The organism is Streptomyces sp. NPDC003635, assembly GCF_053587635.1.
In genome coordinates this window covers 116,108-141,508 of the sequence record NZ_JBSFOK010000004.1, presented here as the reverse complement: position 1 = coordinate 141,508, position 25,401 = coordinate 116,108, and the positions used below count along the sequence as shown (strand labels likewise).

Below are 25,401 nucleotides of genomic sequence, written 5' to 3'. Positions count from 1 at the left end.
GGCCGGATCACAACGCAACACGACCCCCCGGAACCAATCGCACCGATGAACGCGTCTAGTGCTTCGTGCAGCGTCAAGGCTCCGGCGGAACCGCAATCCGCGTCCGGGTAATAGGCGGCGTCCTCCTCGCCGCCCACCTAGCATTCGTCGCCTGGTTCACGCTGCGGCCCCTGGACGTGCCCTGGGTGGTCCCACCGAACCTGCGCCCGTTCGCCGGCATCGAGGCCGACTTCGCACTGGGGTGGCAGCAGGGCGTACGGCGCCTCGCCGAGGCACTCGCTCTGCTCGCCCCCCTGGGCGTACTGCTCCCGGCGGTCCACGGCAGGATCGCCGTGTCGCCCATAGCGTCACTGCTGCGCACGATCGTCGCCGGCGCCTGGATCTCCCTGGGCATAGAGCTGCTCCAGACCGGCGTACCGGGTCAGGTCGTCGACATCGACTCCGTACTCCTCAACACCGCCGGCGTCGCGCTCGCCCACACCGCGGTCGTGCCGGTGGCACGCCACGCGCTCCGCCGCAGGACCGAGCGCGCGCACCGCACGACGGCCCTGAAGGAGGAGGCTCCTCAGGGTCGGACCCCGACGATTCCCAGGGTCGGGATCGCACCGTAGAGCGACGCTTTGCCCCCTTCGTCTCCGTAGCGTGGAAGGCAGATGAGGCAGCCGGACAGGAGCCGCCTCCGACCGTCGACGCTCACCGAAGGAGCCGCAGATGTCCCGCCTCGCCCGCCCCACCAACGGCCGCATGATCGGCGGAGTCTGCGCCGCCCTGGCCAACCGCTTCGGCACCTCCGCCACCACGATGCGCGTGATCTTCCTGCTGTCCTGTCTGCTGCCGGGCCCGCAGTTCCTGCTCTACATCGCGCTGTGGATCTTCCTGCCCTCCGAGAACAAGGCCCGCACCGCCTGGTGACGGCCACCGGCACAAGCCGATGGGGCGCACCCCGTGTCCAAGGGGTGCGCCCCATCGGCGCGTTCGGGAGGGCTCAGCCGAGCGGCAGGCCGTTCACCCCGGTGCCGCTGCCGCCGCCGGGCAGCACCTTGCCGACGGGCAGGCCGCCGAGGAGCCCCGCGACCGGAGCGGTCGGGCCGTCGGCGAGGATCTTCTGGGCGACCGGCGTGGCGGCGGCCGCGCTCGCCCCGACCGCCTTCTGCCCCTGGGCCAGCGCCTCACCGGCGCCCGGGAGCGTCTTGGTGACGTTCTCCGCGGGCAGCGTCCGGGTCACCGTGTCGAGCGCCGAGCCGGCGTCCGGCACGGCCGGGGCGGCGTTCGCGGCGCCGGCACCGGCGGCGGCGAAGGCGGCACCGAGGGCGGCGACACCGAGGGTCTTGGCAGCAGACTGCTTCATTGAATGCGTCCTCGAAATGGGATGACGGGGATGTGAGCGGTCCACGACCGTAAACATGACGAGGCACCCGTCGCAAACATCGAAATGCGGACGGATTGTGAACACCCGCCCGCATTCCAGGTCCCCGTAATCCCGGGATCAGCCTTCTTCGGCCGCAGAACCGCTGGTGGAGGCGGTTTGCTGGAACAGCCACTCGGATTTCAGCTCGGCGTAACCGGGCTTGACGACGTCATTGATCATGGCGAGTCGTTCATCGAAAGGAATGAACGCTGATTTCATCGCATTGACGGAGAACCACTGCAGGTCGTCGAGCGTGTAACCGAATGCGTCGACAAGGTGCTCGAATTCCTGGGTCATGCTGGTGTGGGACATCAGCCGGTTGTCGGTGTTCACGGTCGCCCGGAAGTGCAGCCGGCGCAGCAACCCGATCGGGTGCTCGGCGTAGGAGGCGGCGGCGCCGGTCTGGAGGTTGGAGCTGGGGCACAGCTCCAGCGGGATGCGCTTGTCGCGCACGTAGGAGGCGAGCCGGCCGAGGTGGACGGTGCCGTCGTCCTTGACCTCGATGTCGTCGATGATGCGCACGCCGTGCCCGAGCCGGTCGGCGCCGCACCACTGGAGGGCCTGCCAGATGGACGGCAGCCCGAAGGCCTCTCCGGCGTGGATGGTGAAGTGGTTGTTCTCGCGCTTGAGGTACTCGAAGGCGTCGAGGTGCCGGGTGGGCGGGTAACCGGCCTCGGCGCCGGCGATGTCGAAGCCCACCACGCCAGAGTCGCGGTACCGGTTGGCCAGTTCGGCGATCTCCAGGGCGCGGGCCGCGTGCCGCATGGCGGTGAGCAGGGCGCCGACGCGGATCCGGCGGCCGGCCGCGCGGGCGAGCCGCTCCCCCTCCCGGAAGCCCTCGTTGACGGCCTCGACGACCTCTTCGAGGCTGAGCCCGCCTTCGAGGTGCTGTTCGGGGGCGTAGCGCACCTCGGCGTAGACGACACCGTCCTCGGCGAGGTCCTCGGCGCACTCGCGGGCGACCCGGACCAGGGCCTCGCGGGTCTGCATCACGCCGACGGTGTGCGAGAAGGTCTCCAGGTACCGCTCGAGCGAGCCGGAGTCGGCGGCCTCGTGGAACCAGACGCCGAGCCTGTCGGGGTCGGTCTCGGGGAGCTGGGAGTACCCGCTGTCGCGGGCGAGTTCGACGATGGTCCCGGGGCGCAGGCCGCCGTCGAGGTGGTCGTGCAGCAGAACCTTGGGCGCCCGGCGGATCTGGTCCGGCGTCGGGGTGTTCGCGATGGTCTGGCTCGTCATTTTCGCACTCTAACTCCTACGCGCGTAGATCGCGCGTTGTCGAATCGCGCCGATACGTAACGGTGACCCTGCGGACGGGTGGCGTACACCCGGGCTTCTGACACTGTTCTGTCATGGCACAGCAAGCGACGCCGGTCCGCACGGCCCGGCTGGGAAGACCGCTCGGTCCGGAGCCGACGACGGTCAGCGGGGTGGTGTTGCTGCTCCCCGGAGGTGACGAGACGTCACATCGCCGTCCCTCCCCGATGTTGGCGGCCGCCTCGGTCCGCGCGCTCGGCCGCAGGCTGGCCCGCGCGGCGCGCGGCGAGGGCCTGGCCGCGCACGCCGTGCACTACCGCTGGCGCGGCTGGAACGGCACCGAGGCGAACCTGGCGCGGGACGCGAACTGGGCGGTGGAGGAAGCCGTACGGCGCTACGGGGACGTTCCGGTGTGCCTCGCGGGGTTCGACATGGGCGGCCGGGCCGCGCTGCGGGCGGCGGGCCACGAGGCGGTCAACTCCGTTCTCGCGATAGCCCCCTGGCTGCCGGAGGACGATGTCGCGGCCCCGCCCGAACCGGTCAAGCAGCTCGCCGGGCGGCGGGTGCTGCTCGTGCACGGCACGAACGACCAGCGGACCGATCCCGAGCTGTCCTTCCGGCTCGCGGCCCGGGCCAAGAAGGCGAACCGCGAGGTGTGCCGCTTCGAAGTGCACTCCGACGGGCACGGGTTGCATCAGCACCGGGACGAAGTGCTGGCGCTGGCGGAGGACTTCGTGATGGGAACGCTGTTCGGGCGGGCCTTCTCCCGCCCGGTCGAGGACGCCTTCGCCGCGCCGCCGCCCCTGGGGTTGCGTATGCCGCTCGCCGCCGGCTTCGGACGCAGGCGGTAGAACGCGGTCAGTCGGGAAGCAGGTTGCCCTTCTTCGACAGCAGGAACTTCTTGAAGGCTGCCACCGGGGGCGTGTCGGGATGCCCTGCCAACCACGCCACGCCGATCTCCCGTACCGCCCTCGGCGCCGTCACCGTCAGCTCCACCACTCCCGGGCGGGGCACCGCGGGCGGTGGCAGCAGGGCGACTCCCAGGCCCGCCGCCACCAGGCCCCTCAGCGTCTCCGCCTCCTCCCCCTCGAAGGCCACACGCGGCTTGAACCCGGCCTCGCGGCAGAGGTCGTCGGTGATGCGGCGCAGCCCGTAGCCGGGTTCCAGGGTGACGAAGGCCTCCTCCGCGGCCTCGGCCAGGCGGATGCGGCGCCGGGACGAGAGGCGGTGGTCGGCGGGGACGACGAGACGCAGCTTCTGCTCGTCGAGGCGGCGGCCCACCAGGTCGGGCGCGTCCGGGACCGGGGACGTCAGGCACAGGTCCAGCTCGCCCGCCCGCAGCCGCTCGATCATCGCCTCGCCGTAGTTCTGCACGAGGCTGAAACGGACCCGCGGATGGTCCGCGCGGAAGGCTCTGATCAGGCCGGGGACCGTTTCCCAGCCCATGGTGTGCAGAAAGCCGAAGGCGACCTTGCCGGTGGCGAGGTCGGCGTCCGCCCGGACCTCCTCGGCGGCGCGCTCGATCTCGGCGAGCGCCCGTTCGACGGAGGCGAGGAAGGTACGCCCGGCAGGGGTGAGCGAGACCGTACGGCCCCGGCGGGCGAACAGGTCGACGCCCAGGTCCTGTTCGAGGCGGACCATGGCCCGCGAGAGCGTCGACTGGGGGACCCCCGTCTCCTGCGCGGCACGGGTGACGTGCTCGGTGCGGGCGACCCCGGCGAAGTGGGCGAGGCGCGGGGCGAGCAACATCGCCATGTCTTCTGTGTCACTGGATGATGACGGTCGCCCCTGTGACCTCTGCTGATGCTCCATGGGAACGATTATGACGATTCCATGCATTGGACGGATGAGTAAGAGGTCCATACCGTCGAAGCATGTCTCCCGCCAGTACCGGGGCGTCCACCACCGTGGGCGCCGTCTCGAACGTCCCTGCCCCCGACTCCCGTATGACTCCGGGCGGCCCCGGCTACCGCCGGATGAGCTTCGCCCTGTTCCTCGCCGGTGTCGCGACCTTCGCGCTGCTGTACTCCACCCAGGCCCTGCTGCCGCTGATCTCCGGCGAGTTCGGGGTGGCGGCGAGCGAGGCGAGCTGGACGGTGGCGGCGGCGACGGGCGGTCTGGCGCTGTTCGTGCTCCCGATGAGCGCGCTGTCCGAGCGTTTCGGACGGCGTACGGTCATGACGGCGTCGCTGGCGGTCGCCGTGAGCGTCGGACTGCTGGTGCCCTTCGCGCCGAACCTCACCGCGCTGGTCGCGCTGCGGGCGGTGCAGGGCGCGGCGCTGGCCGGACTCCCGGCGTCGGCGACGGCGTATCTGGCCGAGGAGGTCCGCCCGAGGGCGCTGGTCACGGCGATCGGTCTGTTCGTCGCGGGCAACAGCGTGGGCGGGATGAGCGGCCGGGTCGTCACCGGCTGGGTCGCGCAGGAGTGGGGCTGGCGCGTGGCCCTCGGCGTGGTCGGCGCGCTCGCGGTGGCGTGCGCGGTGGCCTTCCGGCTGCTGCTGCCCGCGCCGAAGCACTTCGTGGCGGGCTCGCTGCGCCCGCGAGTCCTCGCGCGCACCGTGAAGGACCACCTCTCGGACCCGCTGCTGCGTCGCCTGTACGGGATCGGCGCGCTGTTCATGACGGTGTTCGGCGGGGTGTACACGGTGATCGGATACCGCCTGACGGAGGCGCCGTTCGGTCTCGGGCAGGGCATCGTGGGCTCGATCTTCCTGGTGTACCTGGTGGGCACGGTCTCGGCGTCGACAGCGGGCCGGCTGGTGGGCCGCCTCGGCCGGCGCGGCGCGCTGTACGCGGCGGGCGGCACGACGGCCGCCGGCCTGCTGCTGTCCCTGGCCGACTCGCTGCCCCTGGTCCTGCTGGGCCTGGTGCTGATCACCGGCGGCTTCTTCGCGGGGCACGCGGTGGCGTCGGCGGCGGTCGGCAAGACGGCGACGCACGGGCGCGCGCAGGCGGCGGCGCTCTACCAGTCCTCGTACTACGTCGGTTCGAGCGTTGGCAGCACGGTGGGGGCGACGGCCTTCCACACGGGCGGCTGGGCCGGCACGGTCGGGGTCGGTCTGCTGGCGGTGCTGGGCGTCGTGGCGATCACGCTCCTCGGCACCCGGGCGGCCCGCTCCGCCGCTCGGCGGGTTCCCGCAACAGCCCACTGACCTGCACGTTCCTCCACTCCGCACGCCATTGTCAGTGGGCTGCGGTAGCTTCCGAAGTGCTGGACGCAATGAGGCGTACTTCACAGGGAACGGCCACAGGGGTGGGTGGACGATGAGCAACACGGCGACTACGACGGACCTCGACGCCACGCTGGAGCGGCACCGGGTGGAACTGACCGGGTACTGCTACCGCATGCTCGGCTCCTCCTTCGAGGCCGAGGACGCGGTGCAGGACACCCTCGTCCGGGCCTGGCGCAGCTACGACAAGTTCGAGGGGCGTTCCAGCGTCCGGTCGTGGCTGTACCGCATCGCGACCAACGTCTGCCTGGACATGCTCAGCGCGGGCAACAAGCGCGCCCGGCCGATGGACCTCACCGAGGCGACGCCGCTCGCCCAGGCCGCCCTCTCGCCCCGCCCCGACCACACCTGGCTGGAGCCCATGCCCGACGCCCGCGTGCTGCCGACGGTCGAGGACCCGGCGGAGGCGGCCGTGGCCAAGGAGTCCGTGCGGCTCGCCTTCATGGCCGCGCTCCAGCAACTGCCGCCCAAGCAGCGCGCGGTGCTCATCCTGCGCGAGGTGCTGGCCTGGAAGGCCAGCGAGGTCGCCGAGCTGCTCGGCACCTCGGTCGCCTCGGTGAACAGCGCCCTCCAGCGGGCCCGCGCGACCCTCGCCGAGCGGGACCAGCAGGGCGCCGACGCGGCCGTGTCGGACCCGCTGGACAAGGAGCAGCAAAAGCTCCTGGAGCGCTATGTCGCGGCCTTCGAGGGCTACGACATGACCGCCCTGACGGCGCTGCTGCACGAGGACGCCATCATGACGATGCCGCCGTTCGACCTGTGGCTGACCGGCCCGGCGGACATCACCGGCTTCATGACCACGCTCGGCGCGTCCTGCGCCGACTCCCGTCTGGTGCCCGTCCAGGCCAACGGCCTGCCCGGCTTCGCCCACTACAAGCCGGACGAGGAGACCGGCGGCTACACCGCGTGGGCGGTGCAGGTGCTGGAGATCTCAGACGGCCGGATCACCGGGTTCCACTGCTTCCTCGACACCAAGCGCTGGTTCCCGCTGTTCGGGGTCCCCCTCCACCTCGAAGCGGAGGCCGACCAGATCGAGAAGGGCGTGTAGGGCCGGATCGGGGTCGCGCAGGCGGATCCGGCCGCCGGAGCGTCGCGCGGCGAGCTGGAGCCGGGCCAGCAGGTCGACGACGCCGAGCCCCGGCGGCCCGAGCCCCCCGACATCGCACACCACGACGCCGACGCCGGGCGCCCCCTCCAGCAGCGCTCGCACGTCGTCGCACAGGCCGGTCACCTCGTCCTTGGTGACGGGTCCTGCCAGCACGAGTACAGCGGGTGTCATGGCGTCCACGACCGGTAGACCGGGCGGGCGCGCGGAACTCATCGCAGGCCCGGCAAGGATCACATTGACCTGCCTCCCGCCCTCCCCCGAGGGTTGGGTGTATGTCGCATGAATCAGTGCCTCCCGCAGGACCCGACGGTGGTGCCGCCGCCGGGGAGGTGCTGTGCAGGGAGTGCTGACGGGCTTCGCGGTCATCGCGGTGGTGATCGTGGTGGGGTACGGCATGGGCCGCCGGGGCCACCTCGGCGAGCACGGCCGGGAGGTCCTCACCAAGCTGGCCTTCCACGTGGCCTCCCCCGCCCTCCTCTTCACCACCCTCGCCGACACCGACCTCTCGGTGGTCTTCTCCAGCCGCCTCCTGGTCACGGCGCTGAGCACGGCGGTCATGGCGGGCGTCTTCGTGGCGGTGGCGGTCGTACGGCGCTGGAGCGTGGGCTACACGACGATCGGCGCCCTGTGCTCCAGCTACGTCAACTCGGGCAACCTCGGCATCCCGATCGCGGTGTACGTCCTGGGCGACGCGTCCCTGGTCGCGCCGGTACTGCTGTTCCAACTGGTCCTGGTGGCCCCGGCCGCGGTGACGGTCCTGGACCTTTCGGGAGCGGGTGACAAGGGCCCGCTGTGGCGCCGCGTCCTGACTCCGGTGCGCAACCCGATAGCGGTGGGCTCCCTGGCCGGGGTGGCGGTCTCGGCGACGAACATCGAGATCCCCGCCCCCGTCATGGATCCCCTCGCCCTCATCGGCGGCATGTCGGTACCGGCGGTCCTCCTGGCCTTCGGCATCTCCCTGTGCGGCAGCACGATGCCCGGCCGGGGCCCGGACCGTAACCCGGTCCTGCTGTCGGTCGCCCTGAAGTCGGTGGGCCAGCCCGCGGTGGCCTGGGCCCTGGCCGCGGGAGTCTTCGGCCTACGGGGCGCTCCGCTGCTGGACGTGGTGGTGACGGCGGCACTGCCGGCCGCCCAGAACCTCTATACGTACGCGTCGACCTACGGAGTGGCCGAACGCCTGGCCCGCGACGCGATCCTGCTGTCGACGGTGATCTCGGTGCCGGTGCTGGTGGTCATCGCCGCCCTCCTCGGCTGAGGGCGTGGATCAGGCACAGGGGCACCCGAGCACGCGACAGGGGCCGGACCCGAAGGTCCGGCCCCTGTCCGGCAGTTCGTCAGGCGATGCGTTCCAGCACCACCGGGGACGCCGTGAAGTCGGTACCCGCCGCCGCGATGTCGAAGGAGCCCTCGATCGACCGGAGGGCGTACTCGAAGCGCTCGGGGGTGTCCGTGTGGAGGGTCAGCAGCGGCTGGCCCTCGGTCACCGTGTCGCCGGGCTTGGCGTGCATCTCCACGCCCGCGCCGGCCTGCACCGGGTCCTCCTTGCGGGCCCGGCCCGCGCCGAGGCGCCAGGCGGCCACGCCGATGTCGTACGCGTCCAGGCGGGTCAGGACGCCCGCGGACGGGGCCTTGATGACGTGCTGCTCCCTGGCCACCGGCAGTTCGGCGTCCGGGTCGCCGCCCTGGGCCGCGATCATCCGGCGCCAGACGTCCATCGCCGAGCCGTCGGCCAGGGCCTTCGCCGGGTCGGCGTCCTTCACTCCGGCGGCTTCGAGCATCTCCCGCGCCAGCGCGACGGTCAGCTCCACCACGTCCGCCGGGCCGCCGCCCGCCAGGACCTCCACCGACTCGCGGACCTCGAGCGCGTTGCCCGCGGTGAGGCCGAGGGGGGTGGACATGTCCGTCAGGAGCGCCACCGTCTTCACACCGTGGTCCGTGCCGAGGCCCACCATCGTTGAGGCCAGCTCACGCGCGTCCTCGATGGTCTTCATGAAGGCGCCCGTGCCCACCTTCACGTCCAGGACCAGCGAACCGGTCCCCTCCGCGATCTTCTTCGACATGATCGACGACGCGATCAGCGGGATCGCCTCGACCGTGCCGGTGACATCGCGGAGCGCGTAGAGCTTCTTGTCTGCCGGAGCGAGACCGTCGCCCGCCGCGCAGATCACCGCGCCCACACCGTCGAGCACGGACAGCATCTCCTCGTTCGACAGGAGCGCGCGCCAGCCCGGGATCGACTCCAGCTTGTCCAGCGTGCCGCCCGTGTGGCCGAGGCCCCGGCCCGACAACTGCGGGACCGCCGCACCGCAGGCCGCCACCAACGGCGCCAGCGGCAGCGTGATCTTGTCGCCGACGCCACCCGTGGAGTGCTTGTCCGCCGTCGGACGGGAGAGCGAGGAGAAGTCCATGCGCTCGCCGCTCGCGATCATCGCGGCCGTCCAGCGGGCGATCTCACGCCGGTTCATGCCGTTGAGCAGGATCGCCATGTTGAGGGCGGCCATCTGGTAGTCGGCCACCTCCCCGCGGGTGTACGCGTCGATGACCCAGTCGATCTGCTCGTCGTTGAGCTCACCGCGGTCCCGCTTGGTGCGGATGACGGAGATGGCATCCGTCGACAAACCAGCCATGACTTTCCTTCCGACGTTCTCAAGAAAGTGCGCGGCCCCTCTGAAGCGGTTCAGAGGGGCCGCACGGGAGTTACTTGCGAAGATGGCCCGGCCCGAAGGCCTGCGGCAGCATCTCCGACAGCGGGACGATCCCCGCCGGGGTCTCTAGGAGGAGATCGGGGCCGCCGAACTCGTACAGCAACTGTCGGCAGCGCCCGCACGGCACGAGGATCTCGCCGCGGCCGTCCACGCAGGTGAAGTGCGTGAGCCGGCCGCCCCCGGTGCGCTGGAGCTCCGAGACCAGACCGCACTCGGCGCACAGGCCGAGGCCGTAGGAGGCGTTCTCGACATTGCAGCCGGAGACCGTGCGGCCGTCGTCGACCAGGGCCGCGACGCCGACCGGGAAGCCCGAGTAGGGGGCGTACGCGTGGCGCATGGCCTCGCGCGCCTGCTCCCGCAGGGCGTCCCAGTCGACCTCGCGCGTCACTTGCCCTGGCCCTTCCGGTACGGCAGACCGTCCGCCTTCGGCATCCTGAGGCGCTGGGCCGACAGGGCGAGGACGATCAGCGTGATGACGTACGGCGTGGCGGAGACGACCTGGTTCGGGACCTCGTTGGTGCCCGCGTACCAGGCGAACACCAGGGCGCCGATGACCGCGGTGATCATCGAGGGGGCGTACTTCTTCCGGATCACCAGCCAGACCGCGCCGATGATCAGCAGCAGCGCGCCGAGCAGCAGCAGGGCGTGGACGTTCTCCGAGCCGCCGCGCAGGTTGAGGCTGTCGGTGTAGCCGAACAGACCGGCGCCGAGGGCGAGACCGCCCGGCATCCAGTTACCGAAGATCATCGCGGCGAGACCGATGTAACCGCGGCCGCTGACCTGGCCCTCCAGGTAGAAGGGGTTGGCGACGATGGAGAGGAAGACGCCACCGAGTCCGGCCAGACCGCCGGAGATGATGACCGCCAGGTACTTGTACTTGTAGACGTTCACACCGAGGGACTCGGCCGCGACCGGGTTCTCACCGCAGGAGCGCAGCCGCAGACCGAAGGCCGTACGCCACAGGATCCACCAGGTGGCGGGGATCAGCGCGATCGCGATCAGGGTCAGCCAGGAGACGTTGGTGACCAGGCCGCCGAGCAGACCGGCGATGTCCGAGATGAAGAACCAGCCATGGTTGTTGAGGTCCCGCAGCCAGTCGGACAGCCCCGGCACGGTGAAGTGGCCGAGTGAGTCGACCGCCGGGGACTGCTTGGCGGAGCCGCCCGGCTCGCCCTCGAAGGCGAGCGGCGCGAGGTAGCGGGTGATGCCGAGGGCCAGGATGTTGATCGCCACACCGGAGACGATGTGGTTGACGTTGAAGGTGACGGTCGCGATGGCGTGCAGGATGCCGCCGATGCAGCCGCCGATGATGCCGACGAGGACACCGGTCCACGGGCCCCACTGGAAGCCGGCCCAGGCACCGAACCAGGTGCCGAGAATCATCATGCCCTCGAGGCCGATGTTCACGACGCCCGCCCGCTCGGCCCACAGACCGCCGAGACCGGCGAGGCCGATCGGCACGGCGAGCTGGAGCGCGGTGGACATCTGGCTGACGTTGGTGATGCCGTCGGCGCCGGTGATGATGCGGACGATCGAGGTCAGCGCCAGGGCTCCGGCGATGACCAGGAGCAGCACGGGCCACGTGATACGGCGGCCGGTGGGGGCCGCGGGCTGCAGCGTGGGCTGGTTGACGTCGACCGCCGAGGTCTGCGGGCTGGTCATCGGCCGGCCACCTCCTTCGTGTTGTTGTCGGCGCCGAGGACGTGCCCGGCTGCCAGCTCCGCGCCGACCCGGCGCTGCTGGCGGCGCAGGCCCCACTCACGGACGGCCTCGTAGGAGACGACGACCGAGAGCACGATCAGGCCCTGCATGATGACCGCGATCTCCTTGTCGTAGTCGTGGAAGTCCAGCTCGGGCGAGGCCTTGTCGAGCCAGGCCCACAGCAGGGCCGCGAAGGCGATGCCGACCGGGTTGTTGCGGCCGAGCAGGGCGATGCCGATGCCGAGGAAGCCGATACCGGTGGGGAAGTTCAGGCTGTAGGTGTGGGTGTCGCCGAGCAGGATCGGCAGACCGGCGAGGCCCGCGATCGCACCGGAGATCAGCATGGCGGTGAGCACCATGCGCTTGGGGTCGACACCGCTGGCCGCGGCGGCCGACTCCGAGGCGCCGGAAGCGCGCAGGTCGAAGCCGAAGCGGGTGCGGTTGAGGACGATCCAGTAGCCGATGCCGAGCAGCACGGCGAGGATGACCAGGCCGTAGATCTCGCCGGCGTCGCCCATGTCGATACCGGGGATCCAGCCGGACTCGTGCATCTCACCGGTGGTGTTGTTGTTGCCGACCTTCACACCGAAGACGTCGGGCAGCCACAGGTAGGCGATGACGGAGGTCGCGATCGCGTTCAGCATGATCGTCGCGACGACCTCGCTGACGCCCCGGGTGACCTTCAGGACACCTGCGATACCGGACCAGAAGGCACCGGTGCACAGGGCCGTCAGGAGCAGCAGCGGGACCTGGAGGGCGGCCGGGAGGTTGGCGTGCGCGCCGACGATCGCGGTCATCATGGCGGCGAGCTGGTACTGGCCGTCGACGCCGATGTTGAACAGGTTCATCCGGAAGCCGATGGCCACCGCGAGGGCCGCGATGTAGTACATCGAGGCCTGGTTGATGATCAGGACCTGGATGTCGGAGTAGGTGGCCTGCTCGAACATCAGGGTGTACGGCTCGACCGGGTTCTTGCCCGAGGCGATGAGCACGATCGAGCTCAGCGCGAAGGCCACGGCGAGCGCGATGACCGGTCCGGCCACCGCGAGGAGCACGCGCTCCTTGTCGAACTTCTTCATCAGCGGGCCTCGTCTTCGCCGGGCTCAGAAGACTCAGGGGTGTCTTCGGGGGTCTCTTCGTGCTCCAGGTGACCGGTCACGGCACCGGTCATCGCCGAGCCCAGCTCCTCCGGGGTGACGGTGGCCGGGTCGGCGTCCGCGACCAGCTTGCCGTTGTAGATCACCCGGAGCGTGTCGGACAGGCCGATGAGCTCGTCCAGGTCGGCGGAGATCAGCAGCACGGCGAGGCCCTCGCGGCGGGCCTCCCGGATGTGGTCCCAGATCGCGGCCTGCGCGCCGACGTCCACACCACGGGTGGGATGGGCGGCGATCAGGAAGCGCGGCTTGTGGCTCATCTCGCGGCCGACGATCAGCTTCTGCTGGTTGCCGCCGGACAGCGAGGCGGCGGTGACGTCGATGCCGGGGGTACGGACGTCGTACTCCGTCACGATCCGCCGGGTGTCCTCCTGGGCCGCCTTCGGGTCCAGCCAGACGCCCTTGGCGAGGGGCTTCTCGGTGACATGGCCGAGGATGCGGTTCTCCCAGAGGGGGGCCTCCAGGAGCAGACCGTGCCGGTGACGGTCCTCGGGGATGTAGCCGATGCCCTGCTCGCGGCGCTTGCGGGTGGACCAGGAGGTGATCTCCTCCTCGGCCAGCGCGATGGTGCCGGAGTCGGCGCCCTTCAGGCCGATGAGGGCGTCCACCAGCTCGGTCTGGCCGTTGCCCTCGACACCGGCGATGCCCAGGACCTCGCCCGCGTGGATGGTGAAGCTGATGTCGTCCAGCAGGGCCTTGCCGCCGGGCGCCTCCAGGCGCAGCTTGTCGACGGTGATGACCGGCCGGTCGGTGACCGTGGACTCGGCGGTCTCCGGGGTGGGCAGCTCGCTGCCGACCATCATCTCGGCGAGCTGACGGGGGGTCGTCTCGGCGGGGACGGCGGTGCCGACGGTGGTGCCGCGGCGGATGACGGTGATCTCGTCGGCGACGGAGAGCACCTCGCCCAGCTTGTGGGAGATGAAGATGACCGACAGGCCCTCGGACTTCAGCTCGCGCAGGTTGTCGAAGAGCGCGTCGACCTCCTGCGGCACGAGGACGGCCGTGGGCTCGTCGAGGATCAGGGTGGTGGCGCCGCGGTAGAGGACCTTGAGGATCTCCACACGCTGGCGGGCGGCGACACCGAGCTCCTCCATGAGGCGGTCGGGCTCGACGCCGAGGCCGTAGCGGTCGGAGAGCTCCTTGATCTTGCGGCGGGCCTTGGCGCCGATGCCGTAGAGCTTCTCGCTGCCGAGGACCACGTTCTCCAGGACCGTGAGGTTGTCGGCGAGCATGAAGTGCTGGTGGACCATGCCGATGCCGCGGGCGATGGCGTCGGCCGGGGACGAGAAGGAGACCTGCTGGCCGTCGATCGCGATGGTGCCCTCGTCCGGCTTCTGCATGCCGTAGAGGATCTTCATCAGGGTCGACTTGCCGGCGCCGTTCTCGCCGACGAGGGCGTGGACGGTGCCCTTGCGGACCGTGAGGTGGATGTCGTGGTTGGCCACGACGCCCGGGAATCGCTTAGTGATCCCGGCGAGCTCGACGGCGGTCACCTGACCGTTGACCGCCGCGCCGGCCGGAGGGCTGCTGGACGCGTTGATGGCGCACTCTCCTGGGGACGGGGGTCGTCTACGCGCGTAGCGCCCCTACGGCATACAAAGGGGTGACGGATCGCTGACAACGGGGCACGAGGAGATGCCTCCCCGTACCCCGTCAAGCGACCGCGACCCCGCGGTTACACGCTGCTCAGGGTGTTGCTGTTCAGCTGCTCTTGACCTTGATCTCGCCGTTGATGATCTTCTCCTTGGCCGTCTCGATGGCTTCCTGGAGCTCGGCGTCGTCCGCGAACTTCGGGTTGGAGTTCGACAGGCTCACCTCGCCGGTCTTCAGATCGCCACGAACGATACCGGTCTCGGGCTTTCCGTCCTCGACCGACTTCGCCAGGTTGTACACCGCCTTGGCGACATCCTTCATCGCCGAGGTGAGGATCGAGTCCTTGTACTTGGCGAGGGCTTCCTGGTTGTACTGGTCGGAGTCGACGCCGATCGCCCACACCTTGTTGGCGGCGGCGGCCTCGATCACGCCCTGGCCGGAGAGACCGGCGGCCGCGTAGACGACGTCCGCCTTCTTCTCGATCTGGCCCTCGGCGGCGCTCTTGCCCTTGTCGGGGCTGGAGAAGCCACCCTCCTCCGCGGTCTGCGTGAGGTACTGGGAGATGACCTTCGCCTTGGGGTTGGTGTCCTTGACGCCCTGCTCGAAGCCGGCCTGGAACTTGTGGATCAGCGGGATGTCCACACCGCCCACGAAGCCCACGGTGTTGGTCTTGGTGCTCTTGGCGGCGGCGACACCGGCCAGGTAGGACGCCTCCTCCTCGGAGAAGACCAGGTCGGCGACGTTCTTCGCCTCGACCGTGGAGTCGTCCACGATGCCGAAGGTGGTGTCCGGGAACTTCTCAGCGGCGCCCTTCACGGCGGCGGCGTACGCGTAGCCGACACCCACGACCGGGTTGTAGCCCTGCTTGGCGAGCGACTCCAGGCGCTGCTGCTTGTCCGCGTCCGTCTCGCCCTCGGTGGGCTCCACGTCCTGCGTCTCGTAGCCGAACTCCTTCTGCGCCTGCTCCAGGCCCGCGAACGCGGCGTCGTTGAAGGACTGGTCGCCCTTGCCGCCGACGTCGTACGCGATGGCCAGGCCCTTGTCCCCCTTGTCGTCGGACGAGCCGGACGAGGTCGAGGTGCCACCACAGGCGGAGAGGGCGAGGGCCAGAGAGGCGGTCGCTGCGCCTGCGACCGTGATCCGGGAAATCCGGCGCATGTGAAGTGCTCCTAGTTCGGTACAAGCGCCGGACGGTAGTGCTTCACAGCTTCGGCGCTGGCTTCGCCGCAGATTAACGCGCGTAGACCTGCCTGAAAACCCCTTCTGTCCACCTTGTTATCCGGCCGTGTTCAACTCCACTCGACGGCCGACCCAAGGCCTTGCCGACCGCAAACGGAGGGTGGCGGTGGGTGACATCGCGCGGGCAAACGGAAGCGGGCGGGGCCCTGAGGCGCCCGCCCGCTTCACCGGTCCCAACGGGTGATCACTCCGTGTTGACCTTGATGTCGCCGGCGATGATCTCTTCCTTCGCCTTGGCCACCGCGTCCGTCAGGCCCGGGATCTCGGCCATCTTCGGGTTGCTCTCCGACAGGCCGACGCCGTCCACCTTCAGGTCGAAGGTCTGCACGCCGGTCAGCGGCTTGTCGTCGTGGACGGACTTGGCGAGGGCGTACACCGCGCCGCCGACGTCCTTGAGCGCGGAGGTGAGGATGTAGTCCTTGTACGCCGACAGCGCTTCCTGCTGGTACTGGTCGGAGTCGACGCCGATCGCCCAGACCTTCGCCTTGGCGGCGGCCTCGATCACGCCCTGACCGGACAGACCGGCCGCCTGATAGACGACGTCCGCGTTCTTCTCGATCTGGCCCTCGGCGGCGGCCTTGCCCTTGTCGGGGCTGGAGAAGCCGCCCTCCTCCGCGGTCTGGGTCAGGTACTGCGAGACGACCTTGACCTTCGGGTTGGTGTCCGTGACGCCCTGCTTGTAGCCGGCCTCGAACTTGTGGATCAGCGGGATGTCCACACCGCCCACGAAGCCCACGGTGTTGGTCTTGGTGGCCTTGGCCGCGGCGACGCCGGCCAGGTACGAGGCCTGCTCCTCGGCGAAGACCAGGGAGGCGACGTTGTCGCCCTCGACCACCGAGTCGACGATGCCGAAGGTGGTGTCCGGGTACTTGCTGGCCACGGCCTCCATGGCGGGGCCGTAGGCGAAGCCGACGCCGATCACCGGGTTGTAGCCCTGCTTGGCGAGGGAGGCCAGACGCTGCTCCTTGTCGGCGTCGGTCTCGCCCTCGGTGGGCTCGATGTCGGCCGTCTTGTAGCCGAACTCCTTCTGAGCCTTCTCGAGGCCGGCGTACGCGGCGTCGTTGAAGGACTGGTCGCCCTTGCCGCCGATGTCGTAGGCGATGGCGAGGCCGAGCTCGTCCTTGGTCTCGCTGCCGCTGTCGCTGTCGCTGCTGGTACCACCGCACGCCGTGGCGGCGAGCGCGATCGACGCGACCCCCACCGCGATACGAGTCAGTCTGGATGTCCGACGCATCGTAAAGCTCCCCATTCTCCAAGCCCCGCAGTGGGTGCTGAGTTCGGCGCACATTAACGCGCGTAGACACTCCTGGGAACGGGGTATCGCGTGGCCGTTATCCATTCGTGCCGATGGCCGGTTACGTCCCCGTGAACCACCGGATCGAAAGTGTGCGTTCCCGGACATCCCGGGGTTCCTGTTCGTGTCGGCGCGCACGCGTCAGCGCCTGCGGCCAGACTCCCCCGGGGCCGCTCCGGCCGCAACCGGAGCTGCTCCCTACAGGTCGATCAGCGCCGCCGCCGTGAACAGCTCCACGCCGACCGTGATCGCGTGCTCGTCCACGTCGAAGTCGCCCTGGTGCAGGTCCCGGACCGTGCGCTCGCCCGGCGACCGGACGCCCAGGCGGGCCATCGCGCCCGGGACGTGCTCCAGGTACCAGGAGAAGTCCTCTCCGCCCAGGCTCTGCTCGGTGCCCTCGACGGAATCGACGCCGCGGCGGGCGATCATGGCGTCACGGAGGAGTTCGGCGACACCGGAGTCGTTGACCACCGGCGGGACGCCTCGGACGTAGTTGATCTCGGACTTGGCCCGGTGCAGGTTGGCGACCTCGTCGATCGCGGCGACCAGGATGTCGGGCGCCTGGCGCCAGGCGTCGATGTCCAGGCAGCGCACGGTCCCGGAGAGCTCGGCGTGCTGCGGAATGACGTTCGGGGCGTGGCCGGACTCGATACGGCCCCAGGTCACGGCGAGTCCCGCGCGGGTGTCGACGCGGCGGGCGACCAGCGCGGGGACGTCGGTGACGACCCGGGCGACGGCGGTGACGAGGTCGGTGGTCAGGTGGGGGCGCGCGGTGTGGCCGCCGGGGCCGTCCAGCGCGATCTCCAGGCGGTCGCAGGCGGAGGTGATGGCGCCGTCGCGGATGCCGATCCGCCCGGCGTCGACCCGGGGGTCGCAGTGCACGGCGACGATCCGGCCGACGCCCTCCAGCACCCCGCACTCGATGGCGTCGGCGGCGCCGCCCGGCAGCACCTCCTCGGCGGGCTGGAAGATCAGCCGCACCGGGCGCGGCAGCAGGCCCTTGCGGTGCAGGTCGGCGAGGACGAGACCGGCGCCGAGGACGACGGTGGTGTGCACGTCGTGACCGCAGGCGTGCGCCCGGTCGGGCACGGTCGAGCGGTACGGGCAGTCCGCCTTGGCGTCCGGGATGGGCAGCGCGTCGATGTCGGCCCGCAGGGCGAGCGCGGGCAGCCCGTCGTCCCAGTTGCCGATGTCACAGACGAGCCCGGTCCCGACGGCGAGCACGCGCGGCTGAAGACCGGCCCGCTCCAGCCGTTCCTTGATCGCGGCGGTCGTGCGGAACTCCTGGTTGCCCAGCTCGGGGTGCATGTGCAAGTCGCGGCGGAACGCGACGAGTTCGACGCGCAGCGACTCGGGCAGCGTGCCCGGGAGCAGCGCTTCCCCGGCTTCCCCCTGGAGATCGGCCTCGGACTGTACGGACATCATGTGTTTCACCCTCTGAAGGGTAGGACGCCCGGGTGGCCAACTGACCCTCGATCAACAAAAGTTCAGCCCGTTAGGGGAAGAAAAACTGACCCCCGGACGCATAGGTGCGGTCTGGGATGGGTATGCTCCCTCACTTTTCGAGCAAGTCGATCATGAGCACCCATCCGCTCTCTTACCAACCCATACCATGCCCCGGACAGCCGCGTCGGTTCTGTTCACCTTTCGGAACCCGGCGTCGAGGCGTCCTCGAGCGTTCGTCCGGCGTCCAGGGCGCGCAGGATGCGGGCCAGATCGGCCGGGGCGGCGGCCAGGCGGACGGGGGTGCCGGCGTCGTCGAGGTCGGCGATGTGCCAGCTCCGGGGCACGACGTCGCCGTCGGCGCCGCGGACCCGGCGCACCTCCTTGACGGTCAGCCGCCGTACCGGGATGGGCCGTGCCGCGAACCGGCCCGGGCCCGGCGTCACCGCGGGCGGCTCGGCGCCGCCGAGGGCGATGTGGGTGCCGAAGCCGTTCGGGTTGTAGTCGGTGGACTCCAGGAAGCGGGCGCGCAGGAAGACCTCCCCCGTTTCCTCCCGCTCCTCCTCGGGGGCGGTGGTGTCCCGCCGGGGGCGGATCCGCGTGGCGCGCCAGGCCCAGGCGGCCAGGGCGAGCGTGGCGGCGGTGCCCGCGAGCGCCCAGGCGATCGCCGTGGGCGACGCGAGGAGGGCCGTGGGGTGGCGGTGGGCCAGGGGCAGCAGCCACGCCCCGGTGCCGACGAGGACGGCGGCGAAGGGCAGCGCCGAGGGCAGGACCTCGTCGTCGGCGAGGCCACGTCCGCGCCGGCGCATCAGCAGTTGGGCGGCGGGGTAACCGGCGGCGAGGGCGAGCCCGGCCGCGACGACGGCCACGTCGCCGGGTGGCGCGACGTGCTCGCGCCAGACGTGGTCACTTCCGGCGACCTCCATCACCTGGCGGCGCCATACGGTCAGCTCGACCTCGTCGCCGGGCTCGAACTCCTGCGCGGCCTCCCGCGAGACGGCGAGCCGGTCGAGGGGTCGGTCCTCGGTGAAGTACAGCAGGCCGCCTCCCCGGCCCTCGTCGTCGTCGGTCCGCTCGATCACCGCCGGGAAGGTCGTCAGACACCCGCGCATGTCCTCGGCGGGGGTCGTCGCCGCGCACGGCCGGGCCGCCTCCCAGTCCCGGCGCTCCGCGTCGGCGCTCGGTACCAGCGCGGCGGCGAGGCCCGCGCCCGCGAGCAGCAGGACGCAGGCGGCCAGGGGCCAGACCCGGCGGCCACCGGCGGTGCGGTGACTGACGACGGCGAGCCGCTCGGAGTCGGGGCTGCCGTGCCGGCGGTGCAGGGCGCGCAGCGCGTCGAGGTCGGTGGCGAAGTCCTGGGCGTACGCGTCCCAGGCCGCCGGGAAGGGCAGCAGCCGCCTGCCTCCCGCGCGCGGGACGAGGATCACGCGCCGCGACTCACCGCCGCGCGGCAGGGTCCGCAGCTGTACGCAGAGGTCGGCGACGTCCCGCCACGGCACGCTCCGGCGGCCCGTGAGCGTCCGCGTACGGATGCCGTGGGCGTCGGCGCGGACCTCGGCGGCCGCGGAGCGCAGCGCGGCGCCTGCGGCCGCGAGGCACAGGGCGCCCACGACGGCCAGCGGGGCCGGACCGCCCAGGACGAGGCCCACGGCGGCGAGAGCGGCGCCGGGCGCCGTGATCGCTACGACGACCCACTGCGCGCGCCGCCACCGGGACCGAAGGATGACTTCTTCCACGCCCGCCATCCTGACGTGCTCAGGACGCAGAGGCTTGTCCGGCGTCCGGCAGTTTTCGGGCCGGTGAAGTTGCCGACGCCCGTCCTTCGCGTCGGTAGGCTCCGGCCGTGTGACGGAACCCACGACTGACACGGACTTCCTCCGGGCCACCAGGACGTCGTACGACGCGATAGCCGCCGCGTACACCGACCGCCACCCCGACGGCCTCGGTGACCGCCCGTTGGAGCGGGCCCTGCTCACCGCCTTCGCCGAGCAGGTCCGGGCGCACGGCACCAGACCCGTCGCCGACCTCGGCAGCGGTCCCGGGTACGTCACCGCCCGGCTGGACGCGCTCGGGGTCCCGGTCTTCGGGGTGGACGTCTCGCCGCGCATGGTGGCGATGGCCCGTGACGCGCATCCGCGGCTGCGGTTCCACGTCGGCACGATGACGGCTCTGGACCTGGCGGACGAGACGCTGGGCGGGGTCATCGCCCTGTACTCGATCATCCACGTCCCGACGGAGGAGCTGACGGCGGCGTTCGAGGAGTTCTGCCGGGTCCTGGCGCCCGGGGGCCATGTGATGCTGTCGTTCCAGTTCACGGACGGCGGTGACGAGCTCATCCACCTGACGGAACGGTTCGGCCAGGACATCTCGCTGCACTACTACCTGCGCACCCCCGAGACGGTGCTGGCCCACCTGCGCGAGGCGGGCCTTCAGCTCCAGGCCCGGGTGGTGCGGGAGCCCGTGGAGGACGAGAAGTACACCCGGGCGTACGTGCTGGCCCGCAAGCCCGGCTAGACCGCCGTCACCGCCGCCAGCCGGTGCACGTCCCGCGCCGAGCCCGTCACTCCGGACAGGAAGCCCTGCGCCCGCGGTGAGGCGTGGTCGGTGAGCCAGGTGGGGTCGATGTCGCAGACCGCCACCCGGACGTCCGTGCCGGCCAGGGCGAGCGGGAGGGTGTGGACGACCGTGGAGGGGAAGCTCAGGATCGTTCTGCCGATCGGGCCGCGGCGCGCGATCAGCTCCAGGGGAAGGTCCGGACGCACTATTTCCAGCCCGGTCTCCACCGCGAGCCGGTGCAGCTTCTCCGTGCTCTCCCGGCGGTGGGCGAAGTAGCGGGTCGCGCCGTGCGCCTTGGCCAGGGTGCGGACGGCCTCCTGGTAGCGCTCGCCGTCGACGACGCCGGTCTCCACCAGGGAGGTGCCCACCATGTCGGCGCCCTTGCTGATGCGGGGCGGGCCGAAGCGGGAGCGGGTCCACGCGAAGTCGTTCGCGGACACCTTCAGGCCCGGCAGGGTCTCCTGCATCGGCATGGAGGAGAAGATCTCGACCCTGCGGTTCTCCCCCGGCGTCAGCCGGCGGCGGGCCGCCGTGGACGCCGGGGCGAGGATGAGGTCCCGGGGGCCCGGGCGGCCGCCCTTGCGGTGCCAGCGCACCAGGCGTTCGCCGCGGGCGAGCTGGGCGACGAACTCCATCGTCGCCGTACCGTCGTCGACCACGACCAGGTCCCGGGCCCGGGTGATCGTCAGCAACAGCTGGACGTAGCGGGAGAAGGGGTCTCCCAGGACCACGCGTGAGGCCTTGCGGAGCGTGCCCGCGAGGCCCCCGATCGTCTGGAACGGCGCCGCCGCGCCGCCCCGCGCCTCCTCCCAGCGCACCTCGTGCCCCGCTTCCCGGGCCAGCTCCGCCATACGGCGCAACTGGCCCCGGGTCATCGGGTCGATCGGGGACAGGACCACGAGCGTGAGCCCCGCGCCGAGCGCCTGCTCCTGGGCATGCGCCCACTCCAGCACATTCAGCAGCTGTACCGGACTCTCGACGAACGCGAGAGTGCGGGGGCCGGCGTAACCGGCGCGGGGGCTCATCTACGGACGACCGTCCCGTCGTAGGCGATTTCTGTGGAGGGGGTGACTCAGACCGTCAGCGGCTCGCCTGCCGCAGCGGCGATCTCCGCCTCGGCGACGACGCCCTGCACGCGGCGCAGCTTCTTCATCGGGCCGAGCTCGGAGTCGTAGACCTTCTTGACGCCGTCACCGAGGGAGGCCTCGATGGTGCGGATGTCGCGGACGAGGCGGGTGAGGCCCTGCGGCTCCACCGAGGCGGCCTGGTCCGAGCCCCACATGGCGCGGTCGAGGGTGATGTGACGCTCGACGAAGGTGGCGCCCAGCGCGACCGCGGCGAGGGTGGTCTGCAGGCCCGTCTCGTGGCCGGAGTAGCCGATCGGGACGTTCGGGTACTCGTCCTGGAGGGTGTTGATCACGCGGAGGTTGAGCTCCTCGGCCTTGGCCGGGTACGTCGACGTGGCGTGGCAGAGCAGGATGTTGTCGCTGCCCAGGACCTCGACCGCGTGGCGGATCTGCTTCGGGGTCGACATGCCGGAGGACAGGATGACCGTGCGGCCGGTCGCGCGCAGGGCGCGCAGCAGCTCGTCGTCGGTCAGGGAGGCGGAGGCCACCTTGTGGGCCGGGACGTCGAACTTCTCCAGGAAGGCGACCGCCTCGGTGTCCCACGGGGAGGCGAACCAGTCGATGTTCCGGCTCTTGCAGTACTCGTCGATCTGGCGGTACTCGTCCTCACCGAACTCCACGCGGTGGCGGTAGTCGATGTAGGTCATGCGGCCCCAGGGGGTGTCGCGCTCGATGTCCCACTGGTCGCGCGGGGTGCAGATCTCCGGGGTGCGCTTCTGGAACTTGACCGCGTCGCAGCCGGCCTCGGCCGCCACGTCGATCAGCTTGAAGGCGTTCTCCAGCTCGCCGTTGTGGTTGATGCCGATCTCGCCGCAGATGTACACGGGCTGGCCGGGTCCGGCCAGGCGCGACGAACCGAAGCTACGGAGACGGGAGTTGGTGCTCATGGCAGGAGGGGTCCTTACTTGGTGAGGGAATCGAGAGAGGGGCCGAGGATCCAGCTGGCGATCTCTCGGATCGCGCCGTCGCCACCCGGAACGGTGGTGACCGCGCGTGCGGCGCCGCGCACGACGTCGTGGGCGCTCGCGACCGCCACGGGCCAGCCGACGACGGCGAAGCACGGGAGGTCGTTGACGTCGTTGCCGACGTAGAGCACGCGCTCAGGCGCGATGCCCTGCTCCTCGCACCACTGCTTCAGTGCGAGGTCCTTGCGGTCGATGCCGTGCAGGACCGGAATCTGCAGCTTCCGGGCCCGGGCGGCGACCACAGGGTTCTGTTCCGTGGAGAGGATCAGCATCTTCAGGCCGCTCTTGCGCAGGGCCGCGATGCCGAGGCCGTCTCCGCGGTGCACGGAGACGAACTCCTTTCCGTCGGAGTCGATCAGCACCCGGTCATCGGTCTGGGTGCCGTCGAAGTCCAGGACGACCGCGTCGATGTCGGCGCCGGTCGGGAGCGAACCGGGGCGGTCCGCGTCGAACAGGGGGGCGAGCGCGCGGGCGCGCGCGAGGTCGTGCGGGTCGTCGATCTCCAGGACCCGGGCGGGGTCGGTGCGGACGAGTTCCGTACGGCCGAAGAAGCGGTGGTTGTGCTCGCGGAAGCCGGGGGCGTCCATCGCGTAGGCGGCGCCGGTCTCCAGGTAGTCCTGGGGGCGGTCCTGGCGACGGGGGCGGTAGGACTTGTCGTGGTTGACGCCGATGCCGCCCGCGGCCGGCTCCTCGGCGTCGCGCCAGACGAAGCCGTGGAAGGGGGCCACGGTGACCGCGGTGTCGGCGCCGTTCTCCACCACCGCCGCGGCGACCCCGTCGATGTCCTCGCGGATCACGAAGGGGCTGGTGCACTGCACGAGCAGCACCACGTCGACCGGCGAGCCGTGCAGCGCCTCGTGGGCGTCCATGGCGTGCAGCACGGCCGCCTCGGAGGTGGCGGTGTCCCCGGCGATGGCGGCGGGCCGCAGCACGACCTCGGCACCGGCGGAACGGGCGGCGGCGGCGATGGCCTGGTCGTCGGTGGAGACCACGACGTCGGTGACGAGCCGGGTGGCCAGGCACTCCCGCACGGCCCGGGCGACCAGCGGCACCCCGCCGACGGGAGCGAGGTTCTTGGCGGGGACGCCCTTGGAGCCACCGCGAGCGGGGATCACCGCGAGCACGCGGCGCACCTCGGCGCCTGGGCCCGCTTCCGGGTTGGACATGGGCTGAACTCCTTGCAGGAAGTCGGTAGGGCGGCTCACAGCTCCCCCATCCGCCGGATGACAGGTGCAACGCGCTGGACGCCGTGGCGATACGCGCCACGGGCGGCCCGGCGCACGATCTGCCGAACCGGGCCCGGCTCACGATCGTGCGCCGGAGCGCCGGGCAGCGGACTGCCGTCGGGGCCGAGGTGGTGGCGGGCGAGGATGCCCGGGAGGTAACCCGGGGCCGTGGCGGGCGTGTAGTACGGCGTCAGCGGGGCCAGTCCGCCCGGCTGGGCGAGCAGCTTCGCGATCCGCTCGCGGGCCGCGTCGAACGCCCCTTCGGTCGCCACGCCCTGCCGGGCCACCCACTCCTCGTCGGGGGCCGGACGGTGTCCCTCGTCCAGCTGATCCCAGGAGGCGAGGCAGCCGGAGCCGACGAAGTGGTGGTTGCCGAGCGTCTCGCGCACCCCGAGGTCGGTGAGCACGACGGTGGGGATCCGCCGGTGGAGTGACTCCAGCGCGGCCGTCGAACTGACCGTGACCAGCAGGTCGGTACGGTCCAGCACCTCGCCCATGTGGCCGTACACCAGCTGGAAGTTGGATGGCAGGTCCAGCTTCTGCGCCAGCTTCTGGTAGGGCAACTCCTCGATGTGCGTGGTGTGTTCGCCCGGCTTGGAGCGCAGCTTGAGCAGCACCTCGCGCTCGGGGTGCAGCCGCGCGTGCTGGACCAGGCGGTTCAGCAGGTACGTACGGTCCTTGCGGCTGTCGGGGACGGAGGGCTGCGCGGCGAAGACGACCCGGTACGGGTCGTGCTCCCCCTCGTAGGGCGCTCCGCCGAGGAACGGCAGGGCCACTTCCGTCACCGAGGACGCGTCGGCGCCGACCCCGTCGTACACCGCGCGAAAACGCTCGGCGTCCTGGCGGGAGTTGGCGAGGACGAGGTCGGCGCCGTGCCGCAGCAGCAGGCCGTCGGCGAGCTTCTCGTAGACGACGCCGACGTAGCCGGTGACGACGACGGGACGCTTCTCGCGTCCCTCCCAGACCCGCTTGAGGCCGTGCAGCATCGCCTGCACGCCACCGCCGACGAGCGACAGTACGACGACGTCGTACTCCTCATCGGCCATCGTGCGCAGGAATTCCACCGCCGTCACCTCCCGCAACGAGTCGGCCCGCACGCCGACTTCCGCGAGCTGGCGGGCCGTGGGTGTGGCCCGGCCGCGCAGCAGGAATCCGCTCAGGGCGGGGGCGACTTGCGTGCCCCCTTCGGCTCCGGCTTCCATGGACGGGCCCGGGGCGATGCGGCCCGCCGTGAGCGCACCCCATTTCCATCGGGTGTCGGAGTCCGCGAGGACGGCGATGCGCGGCGGCTTCGTTGTACTTGCTGGCACGTGGAAGACGCTAGGAACCATTTCCTAGGTATAGCCCAACCGCGAATCAACGAAGAGTTAACAACACACCACCGAGAGCCGAACTGGC

24 protein-coding genes are annotated in these 25,401 nt (G+C 70.9%); 7 read left to right on the top strand and 17 right to left on the bottom strand.

The features are described 5' to 3' along the window. The first annotated feature begins 65 nt into the window (after positions 1 to 65). Both ACWDRW_RS05935 and ACWDRW_RS05930 read left to right on the top strand, forming a co-directional pair. Positions 66 to 611 (top strand): VanZ family protein, encoded by a 546-nt coding sequence (locus tag ACWDRW_RS05935; protein WP_451720730.1) that lies wholly within the window; start codon positions 66 to 68, stop codon positions 609 to 611. A gap of 100 nt (positions 612 to 711) precedes the next feature. Then, entirely contained in the window at positions 712 to 912 is a 201-nt protein-coding gene (locus tag ACWDRW_RS05930; protein ID WP_451720728.1) for a PspC domain-containing protein, read from the top strand. Between the two features lie 73 nt (positions 913 to 985). Here the strand turns inward: ACWDRW_RS05930 and ACWDRW_RS05925 are convergent, their stop codons facing one another. Together ACWDRW_RS05925 and ACWDRW_RS05920 are read right to left on the bottom strand one after the other, a co-directional pair. Next, the gene (locus ACWDRW_RS05925) at positions 986 to 1,348 is read right to left on the bottom strand and encodes an ATP-binding protein (protein ID WP_451720726.1); all 363 of its coding nucleotides are present in this window, start codon (positions 1,346 to 1,348) and stop codon (positions 986 to 988) included. Positions 1,349 to 1,486: 138 nt separating this feature from the next. Beyond that, a complete protein-coding gene (locus ACWDRW_RS05920) occupies positions 1,487 to 2,644 on the bottom strand; it encodes an adenosine deaminase (protein WP_451720724.1) in 1,158 nt (385 codons plus the stop codon). A gap of 113 nt (positions 2,645 to 2,757) precedes the next feature. On the opposite strand from ACWDRW_RS05920, the gene ACWDRW_RS05915 reads away from it, so the two are divergent. Then, positions 2,758 to 3,513 carry an alpha/beta hydrolase gene (locus tag ACWDRW_RS05915; protein WP_451720722.1) on the top strand — a complete coding sequence of 252 codons (756 nt, stop codon included), beginning with the start codon at positions 2,758 to 2,760 and terminating at the stop codon, positions 3,511 to 3,513. Positions 3,514 to 3,520: 7 nt separating this feature from the next. Here ACWDRW_RS05915 and ACWDRW_RS05910 read toward each other — a convergent pair whose 3' ends face one another. After that, positions 3,521 to 4,474, bottom strand: a complete 954-nt coding sequence (locus ACWDRW_RS05910; RefSeq protein ID WP_451720720.1) for a LysR substrate-binding domain-containing protein — start codon at positions 4,472 to 4,474, stop codon at positions 3,521 to 3,523. Between the two features lie 62 nt (positions 4,475 to 4,536). On the opposite strand from ACWDRW_RS05910, the gene ACWDRW_RS05905 reads away from it, so the two are divergent. Then, a complete protein-coding gene (locus ACWDRW_RS05905; RefSeq protein ID WP_451720718.1) occupies positions 4,537 to 5,814 on the top strand; it encodes an MFS transporter in 1,278 nt (425 codons plus the stop codon). A 112-nt stretch (positions 5,815 to 5,926) separates the two neighbouring features. After that, positions 5,927 to 6,940, top strand: coding sequence for a sigma-70 family RNA polymerase sigma factor (locus ACWDRW_RS05900; protein WP_451720716.1), 1,014 nt, complete (start codon positions 5,927 to 5,929; stop codon positions 6,938 to 6,940). On the opposite strand, the gene ACWDRW_RS05895 is transcribed toward ACWDRW_RS05900, so the two are convergent. Then, complete coding sequence (locus ACWDRW_RS05895) at positions 6,824 to 7,213, bottom strand: STAS domain-containing protein (protein WP_451720714.1); 390 nt, start codon at positions 7,211 to 7,213, stop codon at positions 6,824 to 6,826. The two genes, ACWDRW_RS05900 and ACWDRW_RS05895, sit on opposite strands and share 117 nt — an antisense overlap. Before the next feature lie 121 nt (positions 7,214 to 7,334). On the opposite strand from ACWDRW_RS05895, the gene ACWDRW_RS05890 reads away from it, so the two are divergent. Beyond that, positions 7,335 to 8,255, top strand: coding sequence for an AEC family transporter (locus tag ACWDRW_RS05890; RefSeq protein WP_451720712.1), 921 nt, complete (start codon positions 7,335 to 7,337; stop codon positions 8,253 to 8,255). A 79-nt stretch (positions 8,256 to 8,334) separates the two neighbouring features. On the opposite strand, the gene ACWDRW_RS05885 is transcribed toward ACWDRW_RS05890, so the two are convergent. The 9 genes from ACWDRW_RS05885 to ACWDRW_RS05845 all read right to left on the bottom strand — a co-directional run bounded on the left by ACWDRW_RS05885 (position 8,335) and on the right by ACWDRW_RS05845 (position 19,874). Then, complete coding sequence (locus tag ACWDRW_RS05885) at positions 8,335 to 9,627, bottom strand: thymidine phosphorylase (RefSeq protein WP_451720710.1); 1,293 nt, start codon at positions 9,625 to 9,627, stop codon at positions 8,335 to 8,337. Positions 9,628 to 9,697: 70 nt separating this feature from the next. Beyond that, complete coding sequence (locus ACWDRW_RS05880; protein WP_451720708.1) at positions 9,698 to 10,093, bottom strand: cytidine deaminase; 396 nt, start codon at positions 10,091 to 10,093, stop codon at positions 9,698 to 9,700. Then, the gene (locus ACWDRW_RS05875) at positions 10,090 to 11,367 is read right to left on the bottom strand and encodes an ABC transporter permease (RefSeq protein WP_451720706.1); all 1,278 of its coding nucleotides are present in this window, start codon (positions 11,365 to 11,367) and stop codon (positions 10,090 to 10,092) included. Before ACWDRW_RS05875 ends, ACWDRW_RS05880 begins: the two co-directional genes overlap by 4 nt. Then, the gene (locus tag ACWDRW_RS05870; RefSeq protein WP_451720704.1) at positions 11,364 to 12,485 is read right to left on the bottom strand and encodes an ABC transporter permease; all 1,122 of its coding nucleotides are present in this window, start codon (positions 12,483 to 12,485) and stop codon (positions 11,364 to 11,366) included. The genes ACWDRW_RS05875 and ACWDRW_RS05870 overlap by 4 nt, the downstream gene beginning before the upstream one ends. Continuing rightward, entirely contained in the window at positions 12,485 to 14,053 is a 1,569-nt protein-coding gene (locus ACWDRW_RS05865) for an ABC transporter ATP-binding protein (protein ID WP_451720702.1), read from the bottom strand. Before ACWDRW_RS05865 ends, ACWDRW_RS05870 begins: the two co-directional genes overlap by 1 nt. A gap of 208 nt (positions 14,054 to 14,261) precedes the next feature. Further along, positions 14,262 to 15,311, bottom strand: a complete 1,050-nt coding sequence (locus ACWDRW_RS05860; protein WP_451720700.1) for a BMP family lipoprotein — start codon at positions 15,309 to 15,311, stop codon at positions 14,262 to 14,264. A 265-nt stretch (positions 15,312 to 15,576) separates the two neighbouring features. Beyond that, complete coding sequence (locus tag ACWDRW_RS05855) at positions 15,577 to 16,626, bottom strand: BMP family lipoprotein (protein ID WP_451720698.1); 1,050 nt, start codon at positions 16,624 to 16,626, stop codon at positions 15,577 to 15,579. 258 nt (positions 16,627 to 16,884) lie between these two features. Next, the gene (locus ACWDRW_RS05850) at positions 16,885 to 18,108 is read right to left on the bottom strand and encodes a M20 family metallopeptidase (protein WP_451720938.1); all 1,224 of its coding nucleotides are present in this window, start codon (positions 18,106 to 18,108) and stop codon (positions 16,885 to 16,887) included. A 218-nt stretch (positions 18,109 to 18,326) separates the two neighbouring features. Continuing rightward, positions 18,327 to 19,874 (bottom strand): PH domain-containing protein, encoded by a 1,548-nt coding sequence (locus tag ACWDRW_RS05845; protein WP_451720696.1) that lies wholly within the window; start codon positions 19,872 to 19,874, stop codon positions 18,327 to 18,329. A gap of 100 nt (positions 19,875 to 19,974) precedes the next feature. On the opposite strand from ACWDRW_RS05845, the gene ACWDRW_RS05840 reads away from it, so the two are divergent. Beyond that, positions 19,975 to 20,643, top strand: coding sequence for a class I SAM-dependent methyltransferase (locus ACWDRW_RS05840; protein ID WP_451720694.1), 669 nt, complete (start codon positions 19,975 to 19,977; stop codon positions 20,641 to 20,643). Here ACWDRW_RS05840 and ACWDRW_RS05835 read toward each other — a convergent pair. Genes ACWDRW_RS05835 through ACWDRW_RS05820 form a run of 4 tightly spaced genes read right to left on the bottom strand, consistent with a single transcriptional unit; the run spans position 20,640 to position 25,313 of the window. Next, positions 20,640 to 21,710: a hypothetical protein gene (locus ACWDRW_RS05835; RefSeq protein WP_451720692.1), complete on the bottom strand. Its 1,071-nt coding sequence runs from the start codon at positions 21,708 to 21,710 to the stop codon at positions 20,640 to 20,642. The genes ACWDRW_RS05840 and ACWDRW_RS05835 overlap by 4 nt on opposite strands. 47 nt (positions 21,711 to 21,757) lie before the next feature. Then, positions 21,758 to 22,699 (bottom strand): N-acetylneuraminate synthase family protein, encoded by a 942-nt coding sequence (locus ACWDRW_RS05830; RefSeq protein WP_451720689.1) that lies wholly within the window; start codon positions 22,697 to 22,699, stop codon positions 21,758 to 21,760. A gap of 14 nt (positions 22,700 to 22,713) precedes the next feature. Continuing rightward, positions 22,714 to 23,943 carry a cytidylyltransferase domain-containing protein gene (locus ACWDRW_RS05825; RefSeq protein ID WP_451720686.1) on the bottom strand — a complete coding sequence of 410 codons (1,230 nt, stop codon included), beginning with the start codon at positions 23,941 to 23,943 and terminating at the stop codon, positions 22,714 to 22,716. Positions 23,944 to 23,978: 35 nt separating this feature from the next. Beyond that, a complete protein-coding gene (locus tag ACWDRW_RS05820; RefSeq protein WP_451720683.1) occupies positions 23,979 to 25,313 on the bottom strand; it encodes a DUF6716 putative glycosyltransferase in 1,335 nt (444 codons plus the stop codon). Between the last annotated feature and the right edge of the window lie 88 nt (positions 25,314 to 25,401).